The 25348-nt window shown below is 43.4% G+C and carries 20 protein-coding genes; 10 read left to right on the top strand and 10 right to left on the bottom strand.

The genetic code is table 11. The annotated features are described in order from the left end of the window. The first annotated feature begins 132 nt into the window (after positions 1 to 132). Positions 133 to 1131, top strand: a complete 999-nt coding sequence (gene trhO / locus F612_RS0108630) for an oxygen-dependent tRNA uridine(34) hydroxylase TrhO (RefSeq protein ID WP_019557365.1) — start codon at positions 133 to 135, stop codon at positions 1129 to 1131. 46 nt (positions 1132 to 1177) lie between these two features. Here the strand turns inward: trhO and F612_RS0108625 are convergent, their stop codons facing one another. Together F612_RS0108625 and F612_RS0108620 are read right to left on the bottom strand one after the other, a co-directional pair. Beyond that, a complete protein-coding gene (locus F612_RS0108625) occupies positions 1178 to 1513 on the bottom strand; it encodes a TfoX/Sxy family protein (RefSeq protein ID WP_019557364.1) in 336 nt (111 codons plus the stop codon). Positions 1514 to 2068: 555 nt separating this feature from the next. Then, the gene (locus F612_RS0108620; RefSeq protein ID WP_019557363.1) at positions 2069 to 2980 is read right to left on the bottom strand and encodes a LysR family transcriptional regulator; all 912 of its coding nucleotides are present in this window, start codon (positions 2978 to 2980) and stop codon (positions 2069 to 2071) included. 140 nt (positions 2981 to 3120) lie between these two features. On the opposite strand from F612_RS0108620, the gene F612_RS0108615 reads away from it, so the two are divergent. Next, the gene (locus F612_RS0108615) at positions 3121 to 4071 is read left to right on the top strand and encodes an NADP-dependent oxidoreductase (RefSeq protein WP_019557362.1); all 951 of its coding nucleotides are present in this window, start codon (positions 3121 to 3123) and stop codon (positions 4069 to 4071) included. Between the two features lie 173 nt (positions 4072 to 4244). Then, positions 4245 to 5156 carry an SDR family oxidoreductase gene (locus F612_RS12470; RefSeq protein WP_019557361.1) on the top strand — a complete coding sequence of 304 codons (912 nt, stop codon included), beginning with the start codon at positions 4245 to 4247 and terminating at the stop codon, positions 5154 to 5156. Positions 5157 to 6140: 984 nt separating this feature from the next. Here the strand turns inward: F612_RS12470 and F612_RS0108605 are convergent. Both F612_RS0108605 and F612_RS0108600 read right to left on the bottom strand, forming a co-directional pair. Further along, entirely contained in the window at positions 6141 to 7010 is an 870-nt protein-coding gene (locus tag F612_RS0108605) for a cupin-like domain-containing protein (RefSeq protein WP_019557360.1), read from the bottom strand. A 145-nt stretch (positions 7011 to 7155) separates the two neighbouring features. Further along, entirely contained in the window at positions 7156 to 8088 is a 933-nt protein-coding gene (locus F612_RS0108600; RefSeq protein WP_019557359.1) for a DUF4145 domain-containing protein, read from the bottom strand. A gap of 605 nt (positions 8089 to 8693) precedes the next feature. On the opposite strand from F612_RS0108600, the gene F612_RS0108585 reads away from it, so the two are divergent. Beyond that, positions 8694 to 9617 (top strand): hypothetical protein, encoded by a 924-nt coding sequence (locus tag F612_RS0108585; protein ID WP_019557357.1) that lies wholly within the window; start codon positions 8694 to 8696, stop codon positions 9615 to 9617. Between the two features lie 352 nt (positions 9618 to 9969). On the opposite strand, the gene F612_RS0108575 is transcribed toward F612_RS0108585, so the two are convergent. The 5 genes from F612_RS0108575 to gpmI form a co-directional block, all read right to left on the bottom strand. Further along, complete coding sequence (locus tag F612_RS0108575) at positions 9970 to 11379, bottom strand: FAD-dependent oxidoreductase (protein WP_019557355.1); 1410 nt, start codon at positions 11377 to 11379, stop codon at positions 9970 to 9972. A gap of 23 nt (positions 11380 to 11402) precedes the next feature. Further along, positions 11403 to 15893: a glutamate synthase large subunit gene (gene gltB, locus F612_RS0108570; RefSeq protein ID WP_019557354.1), complete on the bottom strand. Its 4491-nt coding sequence runs from the start codon at positions 15891 to 15893 to the stop codon at positions 11403 to 11405. A 178-nt stretch (positions 15894 to 16071) separates the two neighbouring features. Then, complete coding sequence (locus tag F612_RS0108565) at positions 16072 to 16815, bottom strand: endonuclease/exonuclease/phosphatase family protein (RefSeq protein ID WP_019557353.1); 744 nt, start codon at positions 16813 to 16815, stop codon at positions 16072 to 16074. 24 nt (positions 16816 to 16839) lie between these two features. Continuing rightward, a complete protein-coding gene (cls, locus tag F612_RS0108560; protein ID WP_019557352.1) occupies positions 16840 to 18252 on the bottom strand; it encodes a cardiolipin synthase in 1413 nt (470 codons plus the stop codon). Between the two features lie 146 nt (positions 18253 to 18398). Beyond that, positions 18399 to 19976, bottom strand: coding sequence for a 2,3-bisphosphoglycerate-independent phosphoglycerate mutase (gpmI, locus tag F612_RS0108555; protein WP_033394639.1), 1578 nt, complete (start codon positions 19974 to 19976; stop codon positions 18399 to 18401). Positions 19977 to 20074: 98 nt separating this feature from the next. Between gpmI and F612_RS0108550 the strand changes: the two genes are divergently transcribed. Genes F612_RS0108550 through F612_RS0108535 form a run of 4 tightly spaced genes read left to right on the top strand, consistent with a single transcriptional unit; the run spans position 20075 to position 22362 of the window. Then, positions 20075 to 20515, top strand: coding sequence for a rhodanese-like domain-containing protein (locus F612_RS0108550; RefSeq protein ID WP_019557350.1), 441 nt, complete (start codon positions 20075 to 20077; stop codon positions 20513 to 20515). A gap of 47 nt (positions 20516 to 20562) precedes the next feature. Next, positions 20563 to 20817: a glutaredoxin 3 gene (grxC, locus tag F612_RS0108545; RefSeq protein WP_019557349.1), complete on the top strand. Its 255-nt coding sequence runs from the start codon at positions 20563 to 20565 to the stop codon at positions 20815 to 20817. Positions 20818 to 20839: 22 nt separating this feature from the next. Next, the gene (gene secB, locus F612_RS0108540; RefSeq protein ID WP_019557348.1) at positions 20840 to 21298 is read left to right on the top strand and encodes a protein-export chaperone SecB; all 459 of its coding nucleotides are present in this window, start codon (positions 20840 to 20842) and stop codon (positions 21296 to 21298) included. A 29-nt stretch (positions 21299 to 21327) separates the two neighbouring features. After that, on the top strand, positions 21328 to 22362 hold the full coding sequence (locus F612_RS0108535) for an NAD(P)H-dependent glycerol-3-phosphate dehydrogenase (RefSeq protein WP_019557347.1): 1035 nt from the start codon (positions 21328 to 21330) through the stop codon (positions 22360 to 22362). Positions 22363 to 22462: 100 nt separating this feature from the next. On the opposite strand, the gene F612_RS0108530 is transcribed toward F612_RS0108535, so the two are convergent. Next, positions 22463 to 22927 (bottom strand): tRNA (cytidine(34)-2'-O)-methyltransferase, encoded by a 465-nt coding sequence (locus F612_RS0108530; RefSeq protein ID WP_019557346.1) that lies wholly within the window; start codon positions 22925 to 22927, stop codon positions 22463 to 22465. A gap of 39 nt (positions 22928 to 22966) precedes the next feature. On the opposite strand from F612_RS0108530, the gene F612_RS0108525 reads away from it, so the two are divergent. Beyond that, positions 22967 to 23920 carry a dihydroorotate dehydrogenase gene (locus F612_RS0108525; RefSeq protein ID WP_026329694.1) on the top strand — a complete coding sequence of 318 codons (954 nt, stop codon included), beginning with the start codon at positions 22967 to 22969 and terminating at the stop codon, positions 23918 to 23920. Between the two features lie 54 nt (positions 23921 to 23974). Then, the gene (gene tyrS, locus F612_RS0108520; RefSeq protein WP_019557344.1) at positions 23975 to 25165 is read left to right on the top strand and encodes a tyrosine--tRNA ligase; all 1191 of its coding nucleotides are present in this window, start codon (positions 23975 to 23977) and stop codon (positions 25163 to 25165) included. The last annotated feature ends 183 nt before the right edge of the window (positions 25166 to 25348 follow it).

The raw sequence follows: 25348 nt of genomic DNA, 5'->3' as shown, positions 1-25348 counted from the left end.
TAAAAGATGAGTCTCTATTTTGCTTTTCTCTGGTCACGCACAGACTCAATCCACTCTTCACCCAACTACTCAGGACAAATGCATCAAACCAACGTAAAATACAGGTACTTACGTCAAAGAGCAGGAAGAGTTATGTCTAATGTGGTTGTGTGTGCCTTGTACAAATTCGTCACACTGGAGGATTTCCCAGAAATAAAGGCGCCTTTGCTTAATTTTATGCTGGATAACCATGTTCGCGGCACATTATTACTTGCGCATGAGGGGATTAATGGCACGGTTGCCGGGTCTCGTGATGCCATTAATGCGTTGTTGGCTTTTCTGCAAAATGATCAACGTCTTGCAGGTGTGAGTTTTAAAGAGTCATTTGTTGATGAGATGCCGTTTTTACGCACTCGAGTGAAGCTGAAAAAAGAGATTGTCACCATGGGCGTGGAGGGCATAGACCCTAAACGAGTAGTCGGCACCTATGTGAAACCCAAAGATTGGAACGCCTTAATCAGCGATCCAGGCGTGACCCTGGTGGATACTCGTAATGAGTATGAAGTGCAGGTGGGGACATTTAAAAATGCCTTGAATCCTAATACCGAAAGTTTTCGCAACTTCCCGCAATACGTGAAAAATAACCTTGATCCGAGCAAACATAAAAAAATCGCTATGTTCTGTACAGGGGGGATTCGTTGTGAAAAATCTACCGCGTATTTAAAAGAGCAAGGTTTTGATGAGGTCTACCATCTAGAAGGGGGTATTTTAAAATACCTAGAGGATGTTCCAGAGCAGGAAACCTTGTGGGAAGGTGAATGTTTTGTGTTTGATGAGCGTGTAACCGTCAATCATTCTCTAGAAAGGGGCAATTATGATCTGTGCAATGGCTGCCGTATGCCGATTACCGAACAAGATAAATTAAGCGATCAATATCAACATGGTGTGAGTTGCCCGCACTGTTTTGATAGCACCACGCCTGAGCAAAAAGCGCGATTTGAAGAGCGTCAAAGACAAATGACGCTGGCTGAAAAACGTGGTGAAAACCATATGGGGGCTGATATGGCCGCAAAGATTGCCGAAAATAAAGATAAAAAGAAGCAGCATCGTGCAGAACAGCGCCAAGCATCCCTTAAAAAACAGCATCGATAAGTCAAACTCTGTTTTTCCTAAGGGGTACTCTAACCGCCATTGGCGGTTATTTCTTACGTTGGCTCCGTCCGCGTAAAGCCGCATCAAAAGCGATGATTGCCCACTGTCGGGCAACTTCGCTATCATCATAGATTTCTTCGGGTGCTTGATAGTAACTCATTTTGACGCTTTTACCGTTCTTGTTATATTCAAAAGGCGCAAGGCCTTTATCGGTAAAGTGAGAGGTGGATTGGCTGTCGGCTTTTAAATATAACTCATCATCCGCGACCAGTCCAAACATTAAGCCGTCATGATAAATGCCATAACCACCAAACATACGTTTGGCAGACACTGAACCAAATTCTGAGAATACGGTTTCTAGGTTGTCTACGAATTCACTCATTATCTGCTCTTCCAAGGGTTGTTTCTAACTATTATTACTTGGAAGTAATATGGTGTAAATAAATGGTTTTACCAGGCCTGGTAGGTTTGAATTTTGATGGGGTTTAAGTTGATTCTGATGACTCTTGAGAAGCCTTTCTTCACTTTGTATTTCTAAATTGATTGCATATAGGCTTCTCGTCACTTTATTTGCTTGTCCAAATAAAGTAACCAAACAAAAGACACCCTGCTGACGCCCTCTATTTCACTAAGCTTGTTGGCTAAGATTTCATAACTCGCTTCACTCAGACAATGAAATCTTTTAACGCCACCTACGCTAACTGAAATGACGATTGCTTACAAAAGGGGTGGTCTCCACGTTAGTTTGTCTATTCTTGATTCGGTTTATGTAGTGCTTTTGGATTTGACCTTGCGCTCACATAATATTTTAAAGCCGCAGGACATAGCAGGCCTGGTCGCTTTAAAAGTCCAAGGAGATAGGATTCTCAACTAGGTTAATGTAGTGTAAAAGGGTAGCGTCACCCTTTTACAGTGTTTTACATTAAATTTAGTGGTGTCAGACCCTAGGTGAAAATTGAACGCTTAAAAAATCAACAAATGCTCTTGTTTTTGCAGCTAAGTGTTGTCGGGCGGGATAGAGCAAATAAATTGGGTAACCGAGTCCAAGGTTATATTCTTCCAGTATCGAAACAAGTCGCCCTTTTTCGAGCGCGTCACCGAGTGAATGTTTGTCTATCCACACAATGCCACGACCCTCTTCAGCGACTTGGACCAATACCGTAGAATCATTGATAGAGAGAGAACCATTTATTGAAACCCTCTCATCTCCTTTAGGTCCCTGAAACGACCAAATATTGAACGAACTTTGACTATTTTGATAATAAAGGCAATCGTGTTGAAGTAAATCAGTAGGGGTTTTAGGTGTCCCATTTTTTTTCAAGTATTCAGGGCTTGCGCACACAACCCAACTCATCTCCCCAAGACGCAATCCGATTAATGAGGAATCAGGAAGATGGCCTACACGAATTGCGACATCAATTTGCTCATCAATTAAATTGACCATTCTATCTTCAAGTAAGAGCTGTACATGTACTTGCGGGTAGAGTTCTTGAAATTGCTTTAGTAAAGGAACCAAATGAACACGTCCAATACCCGCAGAGCAAGAAACCGTTAGATTCCCACGTACATGGCCTTCCAACTCTTCAGACAACATTTCGACATTCTCTAGAGCCTCCTGTGCGCGCCTGGCCTCGCCTAATATTTGTTTGCCAGCGGCCGTTAGTTTGAAACTTCGAGTACTGCGTTGAAGAAGTCGAGCGCCAAGTTTTTCTTCCAATGCACTCAGCTGTTTACTCACGGCAGAACGACTCAAACCAGAATTTTGAGCAGCGGCAGTCAAACTTCCATATTGAACAATTCGCGCAAAAAGAACCAGAGCAGGCAAGATATCCAATCGTTGGTTGTTCATTCTAGAGGCCTATTGTTGAGAGAATGGAAACAATGTAGTGCGTTTGCCCTATCTAGTCAAGGGGGACTTCCTTCGTTAATCTTATAGCCCATAAGGTAAATCAATCAAATCGCTACTTAAGGCGCTAATAGGAGAACGATATGAATCATGTCAATCAAGAGCAGATGAGAGCCGTACAAATTCACAGCTACGGAGGCGCAGAACAACTGCAACTGACAAATACTAAAGTACCGGTGCCTGCTGAAGATGAGGTTTTGGTAAAAATTCATGCGGCTGGAGTCAATCCCATTGACTGGAAAGTTCGCGAAGGATATTTGGCAGAACTCTTACCCCACAGACTGCCTTTAACGTTAGGTTGGGATTTCGCGGGACAAGTTGTCTCTGTTGGAAAAAATGTTAAGCAATGGTCTGTTGGCGATGCCGTCTATTCTCACCCAAACCTTTCAAAAAATGGCACATACGCTGAGTATATTACAGTGTCAGCAGATGAAATTGCTGCCAAGCCTAAAACGCTGAACTGGCAGGAATCTGCAGCGGTACCATTAGTCACCCTGACGGCATGGCAAGCCTTGAACGAGATTGGCAAAATTAAAACAGGCGACCGAGTACTGATTCATGCTGGAGCAGGGGGTGTTGGAAATGCTGCTATTCAACTTGCTAAACAGGCAGGCGCAACCGTTTACACAACCTCATCATCTAAAAATATTGATTTTTTGAAGAGCCTTGGTGCAGATGAAGTGATCGACTACATGCAGGAAGATTTTTCTAAATTGAACGGTTTGGATCTTATATTCGATACGATGGGAGGTGACGTTTTAGAAAAATCCTGGTCGACTTTAAAGAAAGGTGGCAACCTTGTTTCAATTGCGGAGATCCCAAACGACGAGCTTGCGATCAAGCATGACGTCAAGGCCAATTTTTGTTTTGTTCAACCGAATTCAGGTCATCTATCGGAAATCGCCAGCTTGATTGATTCAGGGAGTCTAAAGGTTGAAATAGACAGTGTTTATCAGCTAGATGACGTCGTTAAAGCACACAAAAAAAGCGAGTCTAGCCACACTCGGGGCAAAATAGTTCTCCAGATACGATAAGAGCATTAAATACTCCTTTTTAAGGGGGGCTCGGTCTCAGTACCGCTGTGGGTGCGGGGAATACAGTCTTGGAGAATGGGTGAATCCTTTGAGAGCTATACGTGTAAAAGCGATTCATTTCTCTTTTAGTTATTCTCTTTTTCAGTAAATACCCCGCTCAAACGGAGGCGAAAATGAACACTCTAGATAACAAAATATGCATAGTCACCGGAAGCACATCCGGAATTGGATTAGTGACGGCGAAAGAGCTGGCGAAAATGGGGGCAACCACTATTTTGGTTGCAAGGGATGAGGCACGAGGCAAAGCTGCATTGCAAGAGGTGATTCATTATTCAAAGAATATGAACGTCGACCTGCTGCTATGTGACTTTTCTTCGCAGTCTTCTATAGTGGCGTTTACGGACGAAATTAAACGAAAATACAGTCGTTTAGATATTCTTGTTAATAATGCTGGAATGATGAGTCACAATAGAATTGAGACAGACGCAGGCATTGAACTTACATTTGCTGTGAATCACTTGGGCTACTTTTTAGCGACTCACTTATTGCTGGATATGTTAACAAATACGCCTTCATCAAGAATAATAAACGTTGCATCGGATCTTCATTTCAGCGGCAAAGTAGACGTAAATAATCTTATGCATACACACGATTATAACGGCTTCTCCGCTTACTGTGATTCTAAGCTCGCCAACCTGCTTTTCACCTACAAATTGGCCAAATATTTACAGGGGACAAGCACCACCATCAATGCAGTACACCCCGGTGTGGTTGAGACTAAATTTAGTGTTGAAGATAGGAATTCAAATAGGACTTTCCCGATGGGCCGACTCCCCCCTGAGCAAGGAGCGAAAGCACAGATATTCTTGGGTACTTCGCCAGAAGTTCAAGGTGTATCGGGTAAATACTTCAATCAAATGCAGATGGAGAGGTCATCCACATTGTCTTATGACGAGGAATTAGCGGACATGCTATGGCAAAAAAGTTTGGAACTGACAGGGCTTGCCAGTACTTTCGAGACATGTAATCCGAGATATACGCGTAACGAAGACCCCATTGGGTTTTATTGTTCAGATAAACTCTAAATTCTAACTGACCAGGCCTGGTGGATTGTACTTTGAGATTGCTTGAAAGAGTTATTGATGACTATTGAGAAGCCTTTCTAAATTCGATATTTCTTGAGTTATTTTCTTAAAGGCTTCCCGTGACTATTTTGTGTGCCCAAAATAGTCACCACAAAAGGGCACCCCGCTCAATCAATTGGCAATCTCTAAACTCGTTCACTGAAATTCCAGAACTCGCTCCGCTCAAACACCTGGAATTTTTAATCGTTCGCTTCGTTAAGAGCTTTGCACAATTGCTTTCAAAGGGGACTTCGGCGTGGGGTTTTATTGTTCAGATAAACTCAAAATTCAAACTTATCAGGCCTGGTAGGTTCTAAAATAGGCTTCTCGATAAGTTGAGAAGCCTTACTGATTTCCGTAATTCATAATCTATTTTATTATTTAGCTTCACGTGACTATTTTGCGTGCCCAAAATAGTCACCACAAAAGGGCACCCCGCTCAATCAATTGGCATTCCCTAAACTCATTCACTGAAATCCCAGAACTCGCTGGCGCTCAAACACCTGGGAATTTTCAACGTTCATTTCGTTAAGAGCTTTCCACAATTGCTTTCAAAGGGGGCTTCGGTGTGAAGTTTAAGTTTTCAGATAAACTCTAAATTTAAAATGACCAGGCCTGGTCAAATCCAAAAGCACTACAACGACCTAAATCAGAATAGACAAACTCACGTGGAGACCTCCCCTTTTGTAAGCAATCGTCATTTCAGTTAGTGAAGGACGCGTTTAAACACTCCCTGTGTTTGAGCGAAGCGAGTTTAGGGAATGTCAGCGGACAAGCTTAGTGAAATAGAGGGCGTCAGCAGGGTGTCTTTTGTTTGGTTACTTTATTTGGACAAGCAAATAAAGTGACGGGAAGCCTATAGTTGAAATTAAAGGTCTAACAATATCAAAAAGGCTTCTCAACTAGGTTGAGCAGAATAAAAGGGTAGCGTCTCCTTATTTTCATTCAGGTAATGCCAAGTCGCCGATGGGTTTTGCTGATCGCCCGGCGTTCATTGCGATCATTCCATGGCTGGCCAACCAGTCTGCGCATGAGGCCCTCGATAGGACGGATCATCAGCAAGTTGTATAACATCCTGGCAAGGGTGCGTGGTTGTCTGGGGAAGGCGCGCAACGACATCGAGAAACTGATCTCATCGTACTGGACGTAATGCCAGTAACCGGGAGGAATATACAGGACATCACCGTGATTAAGTTCGACCACCTCAGCCCTGATATTTTTCAATGCAGGATATTTCTCAAAGTTAGGTTTGTCGTAGTCAATATCAAACAGACTGCTGAAGGAGAAGGGAACACGATAGAGGTAGCGCGTCTGTTCGGGCGAGACGAGCGTGACACGTTTTTTACCGCCGAAATGACAGAGGAGAATATCCGCCATATCAATATCGAAGTGCATCTGCACCCTGGCGCCTTTACCCGCCATGAATAACACGGGCAATTTCTTAAACAGTTTCAGGCCAATGTCCGGAAACTCAAAATCCTTGCGTAGCACCGGGGTCGCAGCAAGCAGGTTAAAAAAGAACATTCGCAGGTTCTTCTCACCTGCCTGCAATAAACTGATGTACTCCTTAAAGGGCATGGTCACGGCCGCCGCATGCTGGTGCTTTTTGTCGGTAGAACGCTCGCTATCATACAACGGTACCATAGTATCACCGACTGTGGACTTGAAATAATCTACCGACCACTTCTCCCTCGCCGGCCAGTTCTGCGTCAGGTCCTCGATCACGAGCGGCTTCGCCGACTTCTTATACTGACGCAGGAAATCGTCTTTACTGATCGACGCGACCCGATCCACCGGAAAACATTGTATTGCCATGGTTAATTCTTTGTCCTTACTATGCCGTACTATTTATTTTTAAAAACGCCATGTTTCTTACCCCTGACGCCCGCGTAATAGGTGCGAGCTTGCGAGCGTCCTGATTGACGCGCTTGTTAGCATGGTGGCGACATCAATATACAAGCTAACCTTCATCCTGAGTTGTCCTATCACCTAATGTATTTCTTACCGTCTCTTCATCTTCTTGTCTCGCTTTGATCCTTTCTCGCCTAAAAGCTTCTTCTCGTTCCATTTCGATTTTGGCGCATTCTTTGATAGGATCTTTATCCAAAGCTTCTAAATATTTTTCAAATTCTTCTATTGTCTTAATAGTAGCTTTCACATCAGCCTTGGTTGGATCAGCCCTTCCATGCGCAGCCATATTTCTAATTTTTCGAATTTGATCGACCTTCATTCGCAGTTTATCAGGAACATCTATTCCAAACCTTTCTAACCTTCCAGAATGCAATTCCACTACAAATGGACGACGACGAAAATCTAGGCCAACTTCTTGAGCAAATTCTTCTGTGTTCTTTTCGAAATACGACCAAGCCGAAAGTAATGCCCCCAAAGGGTGTATCTTTGCTAGTTCTTGAAGTTTTTCAAGCTCCTGATCGTTTTCTGGTGCACCAAGCTTAAATGTCACTAAATCAATTTCGTCTGCAAACTGAGAAATTATTTCGTCGTAATCCTGTCCGTAATGCTGCTTTAAAACCGACTTAAAGAATTTTTGTGAAATATTCATGTAAAAGATACTAGTTAGCTCATTGGGTGAGCCAAAGCGATGCTGAAGCGCATTACGCTCATCAATTAGAAGTTCAATCTTATTCAAATAGGGAAGAGAGACATTTTTTTCTTTAAGCGCACTCAAGCAACCCCGAATCGTTATTGTCTCTTTTGCATTTTTGTATATAGACTCACCAGAATCTAAGACCAAATCTTTCAAAATTAACTCAACGGCATTTGCAAGATGCAATATTAAAAGCTTTCTATCAAGCTCTTTTTTTCCATTGTAATGCGAAATCGAATGTCCAAGAAGCTCCATTGCGCTTTGAAATAAGGGGGACTCTATCGCCATTTTAGTTCTCGTGTAATTGTAATGCTAACTATTATTAGACTTCCTAAATTTGAGATAAAACGTATTTAAACCATGTCTAATAATGCTGTTTTATCTAAAAAATTAGGGTAGTGTTTATTATTTAATCTGGATTTGAAACTTATTTATAAGTCCTAAAATCCAACCCTAAATTCATTAAGTTAGGTGATTATACATAGTTAATTTTGCAAAGAGGCTGATTGTTCAATAGCTTTTTTAATGCCTGTAAAGTGACCAGGCATGGTTGTTTTTAAAAGCCCATTATTACTCATTTGATAGATACAGAAATAACGTAGAACCCCCTCCCTTTGTTTGAGCGAAGCGAGTTTAGGGAATGTCAGCGGACAAGCTTAGTGAAATAGAGGGCGTCAGCAGGGTTCATTTTTTTGGTTACTCTTTTGTTGAACGACAAAAAAGTAACGGGAAGCCTATAGTTGAAATCAAAGGGCTATCAATATCAAAAGGCTTCTCAATAGCATTAATTAAAATCATTAGCGTTTAGCCTTATTGATTCAGGTTTTTATCAGTAACTTTCAGGTAATAATTCGTTATAATCCAGATATCAAATTTAAATAGATTTAAACTCCTTGAAAAAACAAATACAAAAAATTCATACTTTCTTGAAAACGAATAAGTTAATTTTATCTGCAGAGATAATTATATTGGTCGCTACAGGGTATTTACTTGTAAAGAAAGCTTTTGGATTTTCAGTGTCTGGTTGGCTTCTTAATAACGCTTTAAAGCAAAATGCCGTGGATGTTATTGTCCTTGTATCTGCCACATTGATTGTGATCGCCTTTTTCTTAAAAGTTGTCTCCATGATTCTTGGAAATTTCTCTCTACGGAGTCATTCTTCTATTGAACCAGATCAGATATCCGACTGTATACAAGTTATGAATGATGAAATACATTCACATATAAACAAGTGCCGTCGAAATCCCAGCCCAAAGCTTACTAAACTAGCAGAACAGCACTCGTTTGATGTAAATAACAGACTTATTGTTGAGGCTTTAGCGGAGCATCTTCGTAATTCTATTGAACCAATTAATATAAAAAGAAAAGATCTATTTATTTCACTATACACTTTCAATAAAGACTTAAACATTCTTCAGTATGAACTACATTATGACCATAAAAGAGATCTCATTAATACTAAAGAAATCCCATTGGATAGTAGTGACTATCAAGATTATGAATGTGTTAAGTGCATGAATTCAAAGGCTAACACTATATACGCACCGCATAAAGCTCTGTATACTAAAAGTCATACGAAGAGATATAAAACGGTTAAACAGTATATGGGGTGTAAACTAGCGATCAATGATGACGTATTTGGATTCCTCAATATTGAATTCCATAACTATGAGGTTTTTGATGATGAAGAATCCATGCAAGATTTTATGGAAGAAAATGTATTTCCTTTTAAGCTTCTCATTGAATATCAGTACCTCAAAAAGGAATTCTTTAATTCTTTTTCACAAATTGATGAAAACTGGAGAGTAAGTTCATGATTACATTGAATGAGAATAAAAAGCTTTTTATTGAAGCACAAGAGTTACGTCAAAAGGCACGTGCTAGGATTCATAAAAGTGCTTTAAATTCATATAGCGGCCTTCCAAAGAGAACTGCATTTAAATGTTTTCGAACTACCCTTAAACCAGTAACAAAGGCACCTAATTGTTGTGGGCTTTAATATATAGCCCTTAGCCAAAAGCATAACAACGATACTGCAATTAAACTGTACCTAAACATTATCGGATAAAGGTTTATTTTTAAACCCTATAATAAAAAAGCCCGCGAAGGAAAATCCTTGCGGGCTTTTTTAAAACCTGAAAAACGACCAGGCCTGGTAGGTTGGAAAACTTAAACTTCTAAGAAATCCAAAATCCCTTCACCCGCAGCGCGACCTTCTGCAATCGCTTCAACCACAAGGCTTGAACCACGAACCATATCACCACCCGAGAAGATTTTCGGGTTGGTGGTTTGGAAAGGGAAAAGCGACTTGTCAGAAGCAATCACACCATCCCAGTCATTGACTTGAATATCAAAGTCTTTGAACCACTCTGGCGGGTTAGGCTGGAAACCAAAGGCAACAATGACCGCATCACATGGGATGATGGTTTCAGACCCTTCAATCATCTCTGCACGACGACGACCCTTTTCATCTGGCTCGCCCATGCGAGTTTGAATGACTTTAATGCCTTCGACTTTACCGCTACCGACGATTTCGACCGGCGCTAAGTTGAACTTAAATTCAACGCCTTCTTCTTTGGCATTTTTAACTTCGGCACGAGAACCGGGCATGTTTTCTTCGTCACGACGATACACACAGTAAACATTATCGGCGCCTTGACGAATCGAGGTACGCGTACAATCCATTGTGGTATCACCACCACCGAGAACAACGACTTTTTTACCCGTCAAATTGATGTAGGGTTCTGGCGTCTGTGGCATGTCTAATTCTTTCTTAACGTTACCGATTAGAAAGTCTAAGGCTTTGTGAACGCCCTCAAACTCTTCACCTGGGAAACGACCAGCCATTGGCTTGTAAGTTCCCATACCTAGGAATACGGCATCGTACTCTTCTAGTAAAGTTTCTAGCAGGATATCTTTACCGACTTCGATGTTACAACGGAATTCGATGCCCATGTCTTCCAGGATTCCACGACGACGTAAGACAATGTCTTTGTCTAATTTAAACTGTGGAATACCAAAGGTTAACAAACCACCAATTTCGGGCTGTTTTTCAAATACAACAGGCTTAACACCCGCACGCGCTAGAACGTCTGCGGCTGCAATCCCGGCTGGACCTGCACCGATAATGGCGACTTTTTTGTCGGTCATGACGACCGTGTCCATTTTCGGTGTCCAACCTTCGGCGAAGGCGGTATCGGTAATGAATTTTTCAATCGCACCGATAGTCACCGAACCAAAGTTGGTGTCTTCTAGAGTACACGCTTGCTCACATAGACGATCTTGTGGGCAGATACGACCACACATCTCGGGTAAGACGTTTGTTTTATGTGAAATCTCAGCCGCTTCGATAATGTTGCCTTCCGCGACCAGTTTTAACCAGTTCGGGATGTAGTTGTGCACGGGACAAGCCCATTCGCAGTATGGGGTACCACAGTGCAAACAACGGTCGGCCTGCGCCATGGCATCTTCTAAGACAAAGGGCTTATAGATTTCATTGAATTCTATTTTTCGTTCTTGCGCCGGTTTCTTTTCAGGAAGCTGACGGTTGAGTTCTAAAAATTGTCTAATGTTTGGCATATTTAAATTCCTTCCAGCTTCGGTTAGTCTGCTGCTTTAGCAAATAGGTCAAATAAAGATTCAATCGAAATCGAACGTGATTTAACTAACCAGAAATTACCAATGTGAGCGCTGAAGTTGTTTAAGACTTCCTCTCCCCATGGACTGTTGGTTTTTTCGGCATATTCTGCAATTAAAGACTTTAGGTAAACACGGTAAGCTTCCGTATTAGCCGTATCGATACGCATCACTTCAACCATCTCTGGGTTGATACGATCCGGTAAGGTGTTGTTTTCATCTAAGATGAACGCCATACCACCCGACATGCCGGCACCAAAGTTGACCCCGACTTCTCCTAAACAGACCACTGTTCCACCAGTCATATATTCACAACCGTGATCGCCTAAGCCTTCAACGACCGCAATGGCGCCTGAGTTACGCACGCCAAAACGTTCACCGCCGGTACCATTGGCAAACAATTTACCGCCCGTAGCACCATAAAGACAAGTATTACCGACGATTGGCGTGAATTTAGGGTCAAACGTGCTCACAGAAGGGGGGCGCACCACAATCTCTCCACCGGCCATACCTTTACCCACATAATCGTTGGCATCGCCTTCTAGGTGAAGGTTTAAACCATCGACGTTAAATACACCAAAGGATTGACCAGCAATACCGGTTAGCTTCATGGTGATTGGATTGGCTTTCATGCCGTTATTTCCATAACGTTCTGCAATTTCACCGGCCACACGCGCACCGATCGAACGGCCTGTATTGACGAGTTTAAACGTGAAGGTACCACCCGATTGCGCTTCAATCGCAGGCAGGGTTGCGGTGACCATCGTTTCGGCAATATCGCCTTTATCCCACGGGTTGTTACGTAGAACCTGTACCGTTTGTGGTTTGTCAGCCGGTACGCCGCCATCGGTCATAAATGCACTTAAATCTATGTTTTTCTGTTTGTCAGTCAACGGGTTGTCAATCATTTTTAATAGATCAACCCGGCCAACCAACTCACCCAGTGAGCGCACGCCTAACTTCGCCATCCACTCACGTGTCTCTTCTGCCATAAAGCGGAAGTAGTTCATGACCATCTCTGGCATACCAATGAAGTGTTCTTTACGCAGACGTGGATCTTGGGTTGCAACGCCCACGGCACATGTATTTAAATGACAAATACGCAGGTATTTGCAACCCAACGCAATCATTGGCACGGTGCCGAAACCAAAGGTTTCAGCACCCAGAATCGCGGCTTTAACGACGTCTAAACCGGTTTTCAAACCACCATCGGCTTGTAAGATTACCTGACCACGTAGGTCATTGGCGCGTAAAACTTGATGCGCTTCTGCCAGCCCCATTTCAAACGGGTTACCGGCATATTTAACCGACGTCATTGGACTGGCACCCGTACCACCGTCATAACCAGAGATGGTGATCAAATCGGCATACGCCTTAGCCACACCGGCAGCGATGGTTCCAACGCCCGGTTCGGCCACTAACTTAACGGACACAAGGGCATTTGGGTTGATCTGTTTTAGATCGTAGATCAGCTGAGCCAAATCTTCGATGGAGTAAATGTCATGATGTGGTGGCGGTGAAATCAAGGTGACACCTTGCACCGAATGACGCAGCTTCGCGATCATCATGTCAACCTTATGACCGGGTAACTGGCCACCTTCACCTGGCTTAGCGCCCTGTGCGACTTTAATCTGTAGCACTTCCGCGTTACGTAGGTAATGGGCAGTCACACCAAAACGTCCAGACGCGATTTGTTTAATCTTCGACATTTTTTCCGTGCCGTAACGAGCAGGGTCTTCTGCGCCTTCACCTGAGTTAGAGCGAGCGCCTAAACGGTTCATGGCCGTCGCTAGAGATTCATGTGCTTCTGGCGACAGAGCGCCTAAAGAGATACCAGCAGAGTCGAAACGTTTATAGATGGATTCAACCGGCTCGACTTCACTCAAGTCAACGGCCTGAATGCCGTCTTTAAAGGTTAATAAATCGCGAATCGTCATTGCAGGGCGATTATTGACTAAATCACGGAATTCATTGTATTTAAATTGGTCATTCTTCTGTACCGCTTCACGGATGCTATTCACCACTTCTGGGTTAAACGCATGGTATTCGCCACCGCTAACGTATTTGAACAGGCCACCCTGTTGCAAAGGCTTGCGAGGATTAAACGCTTCCCACGCCAAACGACGCTGATCCAGTTCAAGGTGTTGGAAATCGGTTCCTTGAATACGTGACGGTGTGCCAGTAAAGCAAAGGTCAACAATGGCAGAGGTTAAACCAACGGCTTCAAATAGCTGTGAACCACGGTATGACGCAATGGTTGAAATACCCATTTTTGAGAGGATCTTATACAACCCTTTGTTAATCGCCTTACGGTAGGTGGCAATATATAAGCCCACCGCTTTGGTTTTATCAAGCTCATTGGTTCGACGCATGTCTTGAATGCTTTCATAGGCTAAATAAGGGTATACGGCCGTTGCGCCATAGCCAATCAAGACGGCAAAGTGATGCGAGTCACGTGCCGTACCTGTCTGCACAATAATATTCGTTTCAGGACGTAGTCCTTCTTTAATAAGGCGGTGATGTACTGCCCCCGTCGCCATTGCAGCAGGAATCGTTGTTTTATCTTTTTCAATGCCTAAATCGCTCAAGATTAAGAGCGTGATGTCATCGTGTGCCGCTTTAACGGCTTGATCACAAACAGCTTCAATGGCGGCTTTTAGCCCCATCTCTTCGTGGTTGTAATGTAATGAGATTACTCTGTTTTGATAATCCGAATCTGGCAAAGAGACAAGCTGTTCCATCATGGTTGGCGTCAATACCGGGGAGTTAACCTCTAAGCGACGTGCATGTTCAGGGCCCTCTACAAACATGTTTTGCTCACGCCCAAAACAGGTGTTTAAGGACATAACAATATTTTCACGTAATGGGTCAATCGGTGGATTGGTGACCTGTGCGAACATTTGACGGAAGTAGTCAAAAACAGAACGAGGCTTATGTGAAAACACCGGTAATGGAGCATCGTCACCCATTGAAACGGTGGCTTCTTGACCATCTTCGGCTAACACGCGGATAACGGCATCACGCTCTTCAAAGGTAACCTGAAAGTACTTTTGATACCTATCTGCTGTGTCACGATCCCAGCCTAAGGTTTCATCATTATGTTCAAGCTTTTCTTCAATGTGCATATACCCATCGTCCATCCATTGGCGATACGGTTTTGCATTTTTCAGTTGGTCATCAATCTCTTCTGGTTTGATTAAGGTTCCATTTTCTAAATCGACGGCAATCACTTGTCCAGGCTTTAAACGACCTTTTTCAACGACGTCTTCTGGCGCGTATTGATAAACACCGATTTCAGAAGCGAACGTAATATGGCGATCTTTGGTGATGACATAACGCGTTGGGCGTAAACCATTTCGATCCACACCGCAGATAGCGTACTTACCCGTGTTGATAACCATCCCTGCAGGACCATCCCATGGCTCCATGTGCATAGAGTTATATTCTAGGAAAGCTCTTTTGTCGGCATCCATATGCGGCATGTTTTGCCAAGCAGGCGGTACAAGTAGACGTAACGCCTGGAAGATGTGCATATCACCCATCATTAAGACTTCCATCATATTATCTAATGAGTTTGAGTCAGAACCGGTTTGGGCCACCAATGGTTTTAGGTCCGCTAAATCAGGCAGTAATGGGGTTGCGAATTTACTTTGACGTGCGACCGCCCAGTTACGGTTGGCTTGAATGGTATTGAGCTCGCCATTATGTGCCAGGAAACGGAACGGCTGAGCTAGACGCCATTGCGGAGAGGTATTGGTTGAAAAACGTTGGTGATACGAGATTGAAGAAGAGGCAAAGGTCTCATCTTGTAGATCAAGATAGTATTCAGTCAGCTCTTTCGGCATGACCAAACCTTTATAAGACAGCAGTTGGCTGTTTAAAGAGGCGATATAAAAAACGTGATCGACAGGCTCGATTTCCATCTCTGTTTTACGACGCGCGGTGAACAGCAGGCGGTTGAAGGCTGCTTCTGTCATCTCGGCAGGGGCGTTAACAAACACTTGTTCGATTAAAGGCTCCATTCCAGCGGCTTGAGCACCTAAGACAGCAGAGTCCACTGGCACAGTACGCCAGCCAGCAATAATCAAACCTTTATTGGTTAACTTCTCTTCCAGCACTTTACGTGCGGTCGCCGCTTTATCGGCATCCTGATTTAAGAAAATCATTCCTGCAGCATAAAACTCAGCCAGCTCAAAGCCTGCTTTATCCGCCTCAGCTTTTAAGAAGTTCTGTGGTTTCTTGATTAACAGTCCACAACCATCCCCAGTACAGCAATCGGCTGCAACACCACCACGGTGGGTCATGTTCATAAGAGATTGGATGGCCGTTTGCACGACCCAGTGACTTGCTTTGTCGTCCATATTGGCGATCAAACCAAAACCACAGTTCTCTTTTTCGAACTCTGGAGAGTAAAGGCCTTTTAATTGTAGACCTGGTTGGGCTTGTAAGGGGTTCATATTCAGCTTCCTGTCTGTCATCTAACTTGTAAATAATGCTTGGCGTTGTATCACATTTAGTTTTACAAGGGGGATTCTTTATTTTTGACGCACGCAAATAATAAAAATAGCGCGGAATTATACTTCATATAGGCATTTGTAATCAAATTTTACCATTTTTCGTGGCTGATGAATGGGTTTAGAGTGAGGTAAACGTGGTTATCAGCGGGTTGTGATCTGAAATGGAAGGGACGGATAATGCGTAAGAGTCCGTTAAGTGAAGTCCTCGGTAAAATACGTGGTCTAAAGGTTGGCGGTTTAACGTTTTGATGGCCTGAGGGTTCGCAAGAGGGGCGAGGGTCAGATCCAATTCTTCTGCAGCCGTATTAAGTATGGTCTTCCGTGCTTCATTCCAGGTATTAAAGTCCCCGCTGACAATTAATGGGCCGGGTGTCTGAGAGAGGTGGGACCAAAGCATCTGAAGTTCTTTTTTAAAAATATAATTGGGGACAAAGTTAATCGCATGGATATTAACCAATGTCAGTATTTGTCCGTTTTGGAGGGGATGTTGGGTGATTAAAGCCGTTTTATGTGTGGCAAGCCCCAACTCTCGACTGCGTGTTAAGCATTGCTGATACGGGGTTATTGCATAGTCGGAAGCCGTCATGACACCATAGTGTTTACGCCGAGTTTGGATGTTGGAGGCCATAACAAAGGGCAGGTTAAAAAAGGTTTGCTGTAAATGGTGTGTTGCCGCTTCTTGTAGTGAAAGTATGTGCAGTGTGGGCAAATTTAAAAGGTGCTCAATAGGACGGTTAATGTAGTGCGAGAAATCAATTTTTTGCAGGTTCCAAGTGATTAGAGTGAAGTGGGTTGGCAGTTTTTGAGAGTTGAGGCTTGGGTGAGCATGTTGTGACAAGGGGGTCGTTTTGGGTCGAAGCATAACGCGTGATTCATCCTGAATGGGTTATAAAATAGGCGCAAATAGTCGCATCAGGTTTTCGAAAACACGACGTACTTTGTTACCGTTTGGCTGATAAGAAGTCGAGTCGGTTAAAAGTCCGTCAAACCAGTCGCTGAGTTCTTTGATGAGCGATGGTGAATAAACGAAGTTTACCATTTCATGGTTAATGAAAAGGGAGCGATAGTCTAAGTTGGCTGAACCGACGACCATGACTTCTTGGTCAATAATCGTAAGTTTTGCGTGCAACATTGAAGGCTGATAACAAAAAATTTGGCCTCCAATTTCTGAAAACTCCTGCATATACGAGCTGCGGCCTAAATCAAAAATAATATGGTCGGATGATTCAGGCGTGATGAGCGTCACCTTAACACCGCGTTTGACCGCAATCACTAATGCTTTCAAAATAGCACTGTCAGGAATGAAATAAGGTGTGGCAAGACGAATATGGGTTTGAGCTTGGTTAATGCTATGGAGCATCGCCTCAAAGAGGGCATTGTCCTGGATATCGGGACCAGAAGGAATCGCTTGGATGACTCCGTCATTATGAATGGGTGATTCGCTTGAATGGGGAGGGAGTGTAAGGCGCTCTTCTGTCATGTAAAACCAGTCGTCATTAAATACTTTCTGGTAATGCAACGTGCTTGGGCCTTCAATGCTAAAAAGCAGATCCACCCAAGCCTTCGAGTCATCACTTTTTTTATGGCTTTTATGACCCATGTAGGCGCTCGCAAGATTAATCCCACCCGTTAATAGTTTGGTTTGGTCGAAGAGATAAATTTTTCGGTGATTTCGAAAGTTTATCTGACTGTTAATCAGGGATTGGAATATTGGGTTAAAAAAAGCGTATTGCCCACCCGCTTGCCGGAGTTTTTTGAGTCTTGAGCGGTTTAAATAGAGCGGGAGTGAGCCAATAGAGTCTATTAATAGCCGTACCTCAACCCCTTGCTGTGCCTTTAAAATGAGGGCATCTAGAATAGACAAACCTGTTTGGTCCGGTGCAAAGGTATAGGTTTGTATATGAATACAGGTCTTCGCATTTTGAATCTCCGTCATTAAACAATCAAAAATGGTGGTGCTGTCATGATACCAGTGCACATGATTTCCATAGGTTGCACCTGAAATTTGATTGGCTCCTAATAAGTTGTCAAGCTGTTTTGCCAGTCGGTTGGAAGGTTCTGCAGTCGAAAATGTTGCCATCTCTAATATGGGTTTGCGACTTTCTTTAAAAAATTTCCGAGAGCCAAAAACGAAGTAAAGCAGGGCGCCAAAAAAGGGGAAGAGTATGAGCATCAATGTCCATGCCATTAGGTTCTGAGGTGAACGCCGTTGGTAGAGCATGTGAATCACAGCAGGAATGACTAAAAATATGTACAGTAGATAAAACCAGAGTAGTGAGTGGTCAAGTGTCAGAGTCATCTCTTTTCCTAAGTATAAGTTCTAAGACAAAGCTTAGCATAGTTGGCTTAAGACAATTAGTCCAGTGGAGAAAGTGACTTGTCATGCATTAAAAAAGCCCATTCGTTTAAAACGTATGGGCTTTTTTGAGAGGGCGTGAAAAGGGGTTATGACTTAGAGCAGAGGCTGACGCCTGTCATCTCTTCAGGTTGGGGTATTTCCATTAAATCCAAGATCGTCGGCATAACATCAGGCAGTGATCCACCTGTACGCAGTTGGCAGTTTCGAGGGCCGAAATAGACCAGTGGAACCGGGCAAGTGGTGTGCGATGTTAATGGCTTACCGGTTTTTGGATCGACGAGCATTTCAATATTGCCATGATCCGCCGTGACAATCACTTGGCCATTGTTTTTTTCAATGGCGGCTAAGATTTTCCCAAGCGCTTCATCAACGGCTTCGCAGGCTTTAATGCAAGCATCCATCTTTCCAGTATGGCCGACCATGTCAGGGTTGGCGATATTGCAGATAAAGGTATCATATTTGTCCGAATCAATGGCCTCAACAAGTTTGTCAGACAACTCTCCGACACTCATTTCGGGCTGTAAATCATAGGTTCGTACCTGTGGAGACGGCACAAGAATACGATCTTCACCAAGGTAAGGCGCTTCAACGCCACCGTTTAAAAAGAAAGTTACGTGTGCGTATTTCTCGGTTTCAGCAATACGTAATTGGCGAAGTTTATAGTTTGCAATGACCTCACCAAAAGTATTTTTGAGAATCGTTGGACGAAATGCGACCGTGGCTCCGAAGTTTTCAAAGTTTTTATTGTACTGAGTTAGGGTGACGAAATTCGATAAAATAGGGGTTTTACAGCGGTGAAAATCTCCAAAATCCTCCATAATAAATGCGCTGGTAAGTTGGCGTGCACGGTCAGAACGGTAGTTCATAAAGATAATTGAATCACCATCCTTAACTTTGATCTTCTTGCCCTTCTTGCTAAGAATGGCGGTTGGTTGTACGAACTCATCCGTCTCATTGCGTGCATAGGCCATTTCAACCGCTTCCTTGGCCGATTTAGCTTGGTAATCCGATTGCCCGCAACAGATCACATTGTAAGCTTCTTCTGTACGCTCCCAGCGAGTGTCACGGTCTAAAGCATAAAAACGCCCTGTGACAGATGCGATGCTGCCGCCTTTAATTTCCTTAAGGTGTGCTTCAATCTCTTGGATGTACCCCATCGCACTGTCAGGCGCTGTGTCACGACCATCGGTAAAGATGTGCAGGTAGGTTTTTGCGCCACGTTCAACCGCAAGCGATAAAGACGCTTTGATATGGTTGATGTGCGAGTGGACTCCACCATCAGATAATAAGCCCATAATATGAACGGCATGGCCACGGTCATTGGCGCCATCAATGGCACTTAAAAAGGCATTGTTATTAGCGAAGCGACCTTCATCAATATCTTTTTGAATGCGCGATAGTTCTTGATAAACAACTCGGCCGGCACCTAAATTCATGTGGCCAACTTCAGAGTTGCCCATTTGTCCTGCAGGTAAGCCGACATCCATTCCAGACGTACCGATTAAAGTGTTTGGACGTGTGGCAATTAAGTTATCCCAATTCGGAGTATGTGCTTGCGCAATGGCATTATGCTCAACTTCTTTGCGGTAGCCCCAACCATCTAAAATAATCAGACCTGTTGGGCGATTTTTGATTTGGATTTTTGGCTTAATATCTTGACTCATGTTTTTGGCTACCATAAATAATTAATAAATTCCGTTTATTGTATCTAGTTTCACTGTTAAAATCATCTGGTTTGATTTAATAGCTTAAGGGAAGATAAATGTTTAGTGAATTTGTACAGGAACAAGCGTTATTGTTTGTCGCTTTAGCCGTGGTCATTGCGATGCTGGCATATAGTTATTTAGGGGATCGTTTGTCTGGTTATAAGTCAGTCAATACGGATGAGGCGATACGCTTATTCAATGATGACGCCTACCTGCTAGATGTCCGTACGGCAGCGGAATTCAAGGATGGTTTTATTGGAGAGGCGAATAATGTGCCAGTGACTGACTTGTCTGCAAACATGAATAAGTTGCCAAAAGACAAAGAAAAACCGTTGTTAGTTTACTGTTTGACGGGCGCGCGTTCTGGACGTGCCGCGAGCACCTTGACTAAGGCCGGTTATACGCAAGTTTTTAACTTGGCAGGTGGTATTAACGCTTGGAAATCTGCGGGTTTACCGATCGCTAAAACGAAAGCGAAACGAAACCGAAAAAAGTAAAATCGGCAACCACAATCCCAGTGACGTTGCCGACAAAGGAGAATACGATGGTCGAAACAATTATTTACTGCACACAAACGTGTCCATACTGCACAATGGCGAAACGTCTTTTAGATTCTAAAGGGGTTAAGTATCAATCAATTGATGTCGGTAATGACTCAGCAATGTGGGCCCAATTGACGGCGAAAAGTGGTCGTAAAACGGTTCCACAGATTTTTATTGGTGATCACCATGTCGGTGGGTTTGACGAGTTATCAGCAGCGGATAAACGCGGTGAAATCGACACGCTTTTAAACGCTTAATTTAAAACTTTAAGGAAGAACAATGTCTGAAGCAGCAGAAAAAATATTTTCAATTCAAAAGATTTATACCAAGGATATTTCTTTTGAGTCTCCAAATACGCCAGGTATATTTACCTCAGAATTTCAACCGCAGTTGGCTGTTGACTTGAATGTTGAAAGCAAAAAGTTGGAAGAGGATGTTTACCATGTCATTGTTCGTGTGACAGCGACGACTAAAGTAGAAGAGCACACCGCATTTTTATGTGAAGTTGAGCAGGCGGGAATTTTTACACTAGCTGGATTTAATGAGGTCGAAATGGGTTATATGCTGGGTGCACAGTGTCCTAATGTATTATTCCCTTACGCTCGTGAAGTGGTATCTGATTTAGTCACGCGTGGCGGTTTTCCACAATTGTTGCTAGAGCCTGTTAATTTCGAAAGCATGTATACCGAGCATGTCGAGCAAGCTAACGCGGCTAAAGAAACAGCAACCGAACAATAGAGTGCTTGAAAGAGCGATTGGATAAGCTTATGCCTGAAGTCACTAAAATATCCCAAGTGCCTAGAAAAATAGCGGTATTGGGTGCGGGTGCTTGGGGAACGGCTTTAGCGATTCATTTAGCGAGAGCGGGGCATCAAGTCAGGCTTTGGTCACACAGTGTGGATCAAGCCGAGCGACTCAATGAACAACACGAAAACAGTCGCTACTTACCAGGCATTACTTTTCCAAAATCTTTATCTGTGAGTGCTTCAATCGATCAAGTTTTGTACTCCGCTGAATCCATTTTAGTGGTTGTGCCAAGCAATGCTTTTAGGGATGTTTTAAAGCAGGTCTCTGGTTACATAGGTTCTAAATCCGTGCATATCGCATGGGCGACCAAAGGTTTTGAACCGGAATCACAAAGTTTGTTACATCAAGTGGCTCTGGATGTTTTAGGCGCTGATGCGGGAGTAAGTGTTCTTTCAGGCCCTACCTTTGCCGATGAAGTGGCTAAGGGGTTGCCCACGGCGATGGTCAGTGCTTCCTCACAGGAGTCAGAGGCTCAATATTGGGCAGATGTTTTTCATTTTGGCGCCTTTCGAATGTATACCCAGTCGGATATGGTTGGGGTAGAGGTCGGCGGCGCCTATAAAAACATTATTGCGATTGCGACGGGGTTGAGTGATGGTTTAGGCCTGGGGGCGAATGCTCGGGCGGCTTTAATTTCACGTGGCATGGTTGAGATGATGCGTTTAGGCCAGGCGTTAGGTGGTCAGCCTGAAACCTTAATGGGCTTAGCGGGCATGGGCGATTTGGTTTTAACGTGTACTGATGATTTATCTCGAAATCGGCGTTTTGGATTACGTTTGGCCAAAAGTAATCAAACTGCGCAAGCGGTGATTGATGAGATTGGTCAGGTGGTTGAAGGTGTTAAGGCGGTGGTTGCCGTTAAACAGATTGCATTACGATTGGCTTTGGATTTGCCAATTATGGAGCAGGTCTATCAAATTGTAACTGAGAAAACGTCACCGAAAGAGGCCGCATTGGTTCTTTTGGCAAGATCAGGCAAGTCGGAAGGACCGTGATTTGATGAATTGATTTCGATGGTTTAACCCCCATAAAAAACGACCAGGCCTGGTCGTTTTTTATGGACAGTCGATCTTCATTGTCTTGGTAGCTGCCGTCTCAAAGCGACATGTTAAAGTCAAGTTGACGCCAAGCTTCATACGCCATGACTGAAACGGCATTAGCCAAATTTAAGCTACGGCCGCCGGGAGTCATCGGAATCGTTAAACGCTGTTCTTCCGGTAAGTTGTTTATAATCTCTGCTGGCAAACCACGAGTTTCCGGGCCGAACAAGAAAGCGTCGCCGTTTTCAAATTTGGGTTCGGTATAATAACGTCTGGTTTTGGTGGTTAGCGCAAAAACACGATTTGGCTGAACGCTGGCCAAACACTCTGTCAGGCTTTGGTGTTCACGCACATTGGCGAGTTCAGCGTAATCGAGTCCGGCACGACGTACTTTTTTCTCACTTAAATCAAAAGAGAGAGGGTGTATCAAGTGTAAATGCGCGCCCATATTGGCGCTAAGACGAATTAAAGCCCCTGTATTTTGCGGGATTTCGGGTTCATAAAGAATAATGTGCAACATTTGCGCGCCTTCAGTAAAAATAACCCTAAGGTTAAGTCTGTGATTGATTTATCAATAAATATGTGTGGAATTCATTTTAATTCGCCGGTGGCCATGGCCTCGGGGAATGCAGGGTATGGCATAGAATACCAGTCTGTTTCAGGCTTTTCCAATAGAGATGTCGGTGCGGTGTTTTTAAAGGGCACAACATTAGAGCCAAAATTAGGCAATAAGCCAGACAGAGTCATGGAAACGGCCTCAGGGTTATTGAATTCAATCGGCTTGCAAAATCCCGGCGCACTTTCGGTCATTAATGACTATTTGCCTAAGTTAGAGATGAGTCAGTCGCAGTTTATTATCAATGTCTCGGGTTCAAGCATTGAAGAGTATGCTGAGATCGTCCGCTTGTTCGACCAGACCGCTTTACCAGCGATGGAGATTAATATCTCTTGCCCTAACGTCAAAAAAGGTGGTGCGGCTTTTGGTAATGATCCGGATATGGCGGCCAGAGTGGTAGAAGCCTGTCGTGCTAATACCTCAAAGCCTTTGATTGTTAAATTGTCGCCCAACCAAACGGATATTGCTGAAGGCGCTCGCCGAGTGATTGAAGCTGGAGCGGATGCACTATCTGCCATTAATACTATGATGGGGATGCAAATTGATATCCACAGCCGCACGCCAACCTTAGGCAATAACCAAGGAGGCCTGTCAGGGCCTGCGATTAAACCGATTGCCTTGTTGAAAGTGCATCAAGTTTATCAAGTCGCTAAGTTGCATAATATTCCTATTATTGGTTTGGGTGGTATTGCGAGTGCGGAAGATGCTATAGAGTTTTTCTTAGCCGGTGCGTCCATGGTGGCCATTGGAACAGCGATTGCCAAAGACCCTTTGTTAGTTAAAAAGGTAAATGCCGGTATAACGCAGTATTTAAAAGCGAACGGTTTGACCTCAGTTTCGCAATTAACCGGTCAATTAATCCTAAATACCGACACCGTATTGTGCGGCAGTCTTTAACCTAGTAACCAGATATTCCATACAGAATTCAATAAAAAGATTAGATAATTAAATATGAAAACAGTCGCAGAACAACTCGCCATTATTAAACGTGGCGCTGAAGAACTTTTAGTCGAAAAAGAGTTAATTGAAAAGCTTGAGACAGGCAAACCATTACGTGTAAAAGCGGGGTTTGATCCTACGGCAGCAGATTTGCACCTAGGCCATACGGTTTTGATCAATAAACTGAAGCAGTTTCAAGACCTAGGCCATGATGTCCTATTCTTGATTGGTGACTTCACCGCAATGATAGGTGATCCAACCGGTAAAAGTGTGACTCGACCCGCGTTAACGGCTGAAGAGATTGCAATCAATGCGGAGACCTATAAAGAGCAAGTCTTTAAAATTCTAGATCCAGCTAAAACCACGGTTATGTTTAACTCAGAGTGGATGTCTAAAATGTCTGCAGCAGAGATGATTCAGCTGGCAGGTAAGATGACCGTTGCTCGTATGTTAGAACGTAATGATTTTGGTGATCGCTATGCAGCCAACACACCCATTGCCATTCATGAGTTTTTATACCCTCTAGTGCAGGGCTACGATTCCGTGGCGATGGATGCTGACATTGAGTTGGGTGGCACGGATCAGAAGTTCAATCTATTGATGGGACGTACGTTACAAGGCCATTATGGTAAACCTCAGCAATGTACTCTGACGATGCCCATTCTAGAAGGTTTAGATGGTATTCAGAAGATGTCTAAGTCTTTAAAGAACTATATAGGGATTAAGGACGAGCCAAACGATATGTTTGGTAAAGTGATGTCCGTTTCTGATGACTTGATGTGGCGTTATTATGAATTATTGAGTTTCGAAAGCTTGGAAGCGATTCAAGGTTTAAAAGAGACGGTAGCGAGCGGTGAAAATCCACGTAATGTTAAGGTGAAGTTAGCGTTAGAGTTGATTACCCGTTTCCATTCAGAAGAATCAGCAAGCCGTGCACTGCAAGATTTTGAGACTCGATTCAGTAAGAATGCCATTCCCGAAGATATTGATGAAATCGTTATTGAAGGTGAAATGCCTTTAGCAAATATTCTCAAAGAAGCAGGACTGGTCGTTTCAGTGTCTGATGCACATCGTATGACAAAGCAAGGTGCCGTTAAGATTAATGGTGAGAAAGTTGAAGATAGCCGACAGCTAATGCCGGCTGATACGACAGCTGTTTATCAGGTAGGTAAACGTAAGTTTGCTAGAATTACTATTAAGTAGCCTTTTTGGCTCTAGACAGTACACTGTTTAAAGTAACCAGGCCTGGTTACTTTAAACCAAGCCAAAACACCGCATTCATTGCGGTGTTTTGGGTTTCAGTATTTAAATATTTGATTTCGGTCGCTGAATTAAGATTTATAAAGTGATTGATCGCTGTTTTAAACTGCGTAAAAATCCCCAAAA

Source organism: Thiomicrorhabdus arctica DSM 13458, assembly GCF_000381085.1.
Lineage (GTDB): Bacteria > Pseudomonadota > Gammaproteobacteria > Thiomicrospirales > Thiomicrospiraceae > Thiomicrorhabdus > Thiomicrorhabdus arctica.
Note: the sequence above shows the minus strand (reverse complement) of the source record. Positions and strands in the feature narration are given on the sequence as shown.

Coding starts and splice junctions, on each gene's coding strand:
- gpmI (WP_033394639.1), bottom strand. CDS start 19,976: ATGAGTCAAGATATTAAGCCAAAAATCCAAATCAAAAATCGCCCAACA.
- F612_RS0108605 (WP_019557360.1), bottom strand. CDS start 7,010: ATGGCAATACAATGTTTTCCGGTGGATCGGGTCGCGTCGATCAGTAAA.
- gltB (WP_019557354.1), bottom strand. CDS start 15,893: ATGAACCCCTTACAAGCCCAACCAGGTCTACAATTAAAAGGCCTTTAC.
- F612_RS0108600 (WP_019557359.1), bottom strand. CDS start 8,088: ATGGCGATAGAGTCCCCCTTATTTCAAAGCGCAATGGAGCTTCTTGGA.
- F612_RS0108575 (WP_019557355.1), bottom strand. CDS start 11,379: ATGCCAAACATTAGACAATTTTTAGAACTCAACCGTCAGCTTCCTGAA.
- F612_RS0108535 (WP_019557347.1), top strand. CDS start 21,328: ATGCCTGAAGTCACTAAAATATCCCAAGTGCCTAGAAAAATAGCGGTA.
- F612_RS12470 (WP_019557361.1), top strand. CDS start 4,245: ATGAACACTCTAGATAACAAAATATGCATAGTCACCGGAAGCACATCC.
- cls (WP_019557352.1), bottom strand. CDS start 18,252: ATGACTCTGACACTTGACCACTCACTACTCTGGTTTTATCTACTGTAC.
- F612_RS0108530 (WP_019557346.1), bottom strand. CDS start 22,927: ATGTTGCACATTATTCTTTATGAACCCGAAATCCCGCAAAATACAGGG.
- F612_RS0108565 (WP_019557353.1), bottom strand. CDS start 16,815: ATGCTTCGACCCAAAACGACCCCCTTGTCACAACATGCTCACCCAAGC.
- secB (WP_019557348.1), top strand. CDS start 20,840: ATGTCTGAAGCAGCAGAAAAAATATTTTCAATTCAAAAGATTTATACC.
- F612_RS0108625 (WP_019557364.1), bottom strand. CDS start 1,513: ATGAGTGAATTCGTAGACAACCTAGAAACCGTATTCTCAGAATTTGGT.
- F612_RS0108615 (WP_019557362.1), top strand. CDS start 3,121: ATGAATCATGTCAATCAAGAGCAGATGAGAGCCGTACAAATTCACAGC.
- tyrS (WP_019557344.1), top strand. CDS start 23,975: ATGAAAACAGTCGCAGAACAACTCGCCATTATTAAACGTGGCGCTGAA.
- trhO (WP_019557365.1), top strand. CDS start 133: ATGTCTAATGTGGTTGTGTGTGCCTTGTACAAATTCGTCACACTGGAG.
- F612_RS0108620 (WP_019557363.1), bottom strand. CDS start 2,980: ATGAACAACCAACGATTGGATATCTTGCCTGCTCTGGTTCTTTTTGCG.
- F612_RS0108550 (WP_019557350.1), top strand. CDS start 20,075: ATGTTTAGTGAATTTGTACAGGAACAAGCGTTATTGTTTGTCGCTTTA.
- grxC (WP_019557349.1), top strand. CDS start 20,563: ATGGTCGAAACAATTATTTACTGCACACAAACGTGTCCATACTGCACA.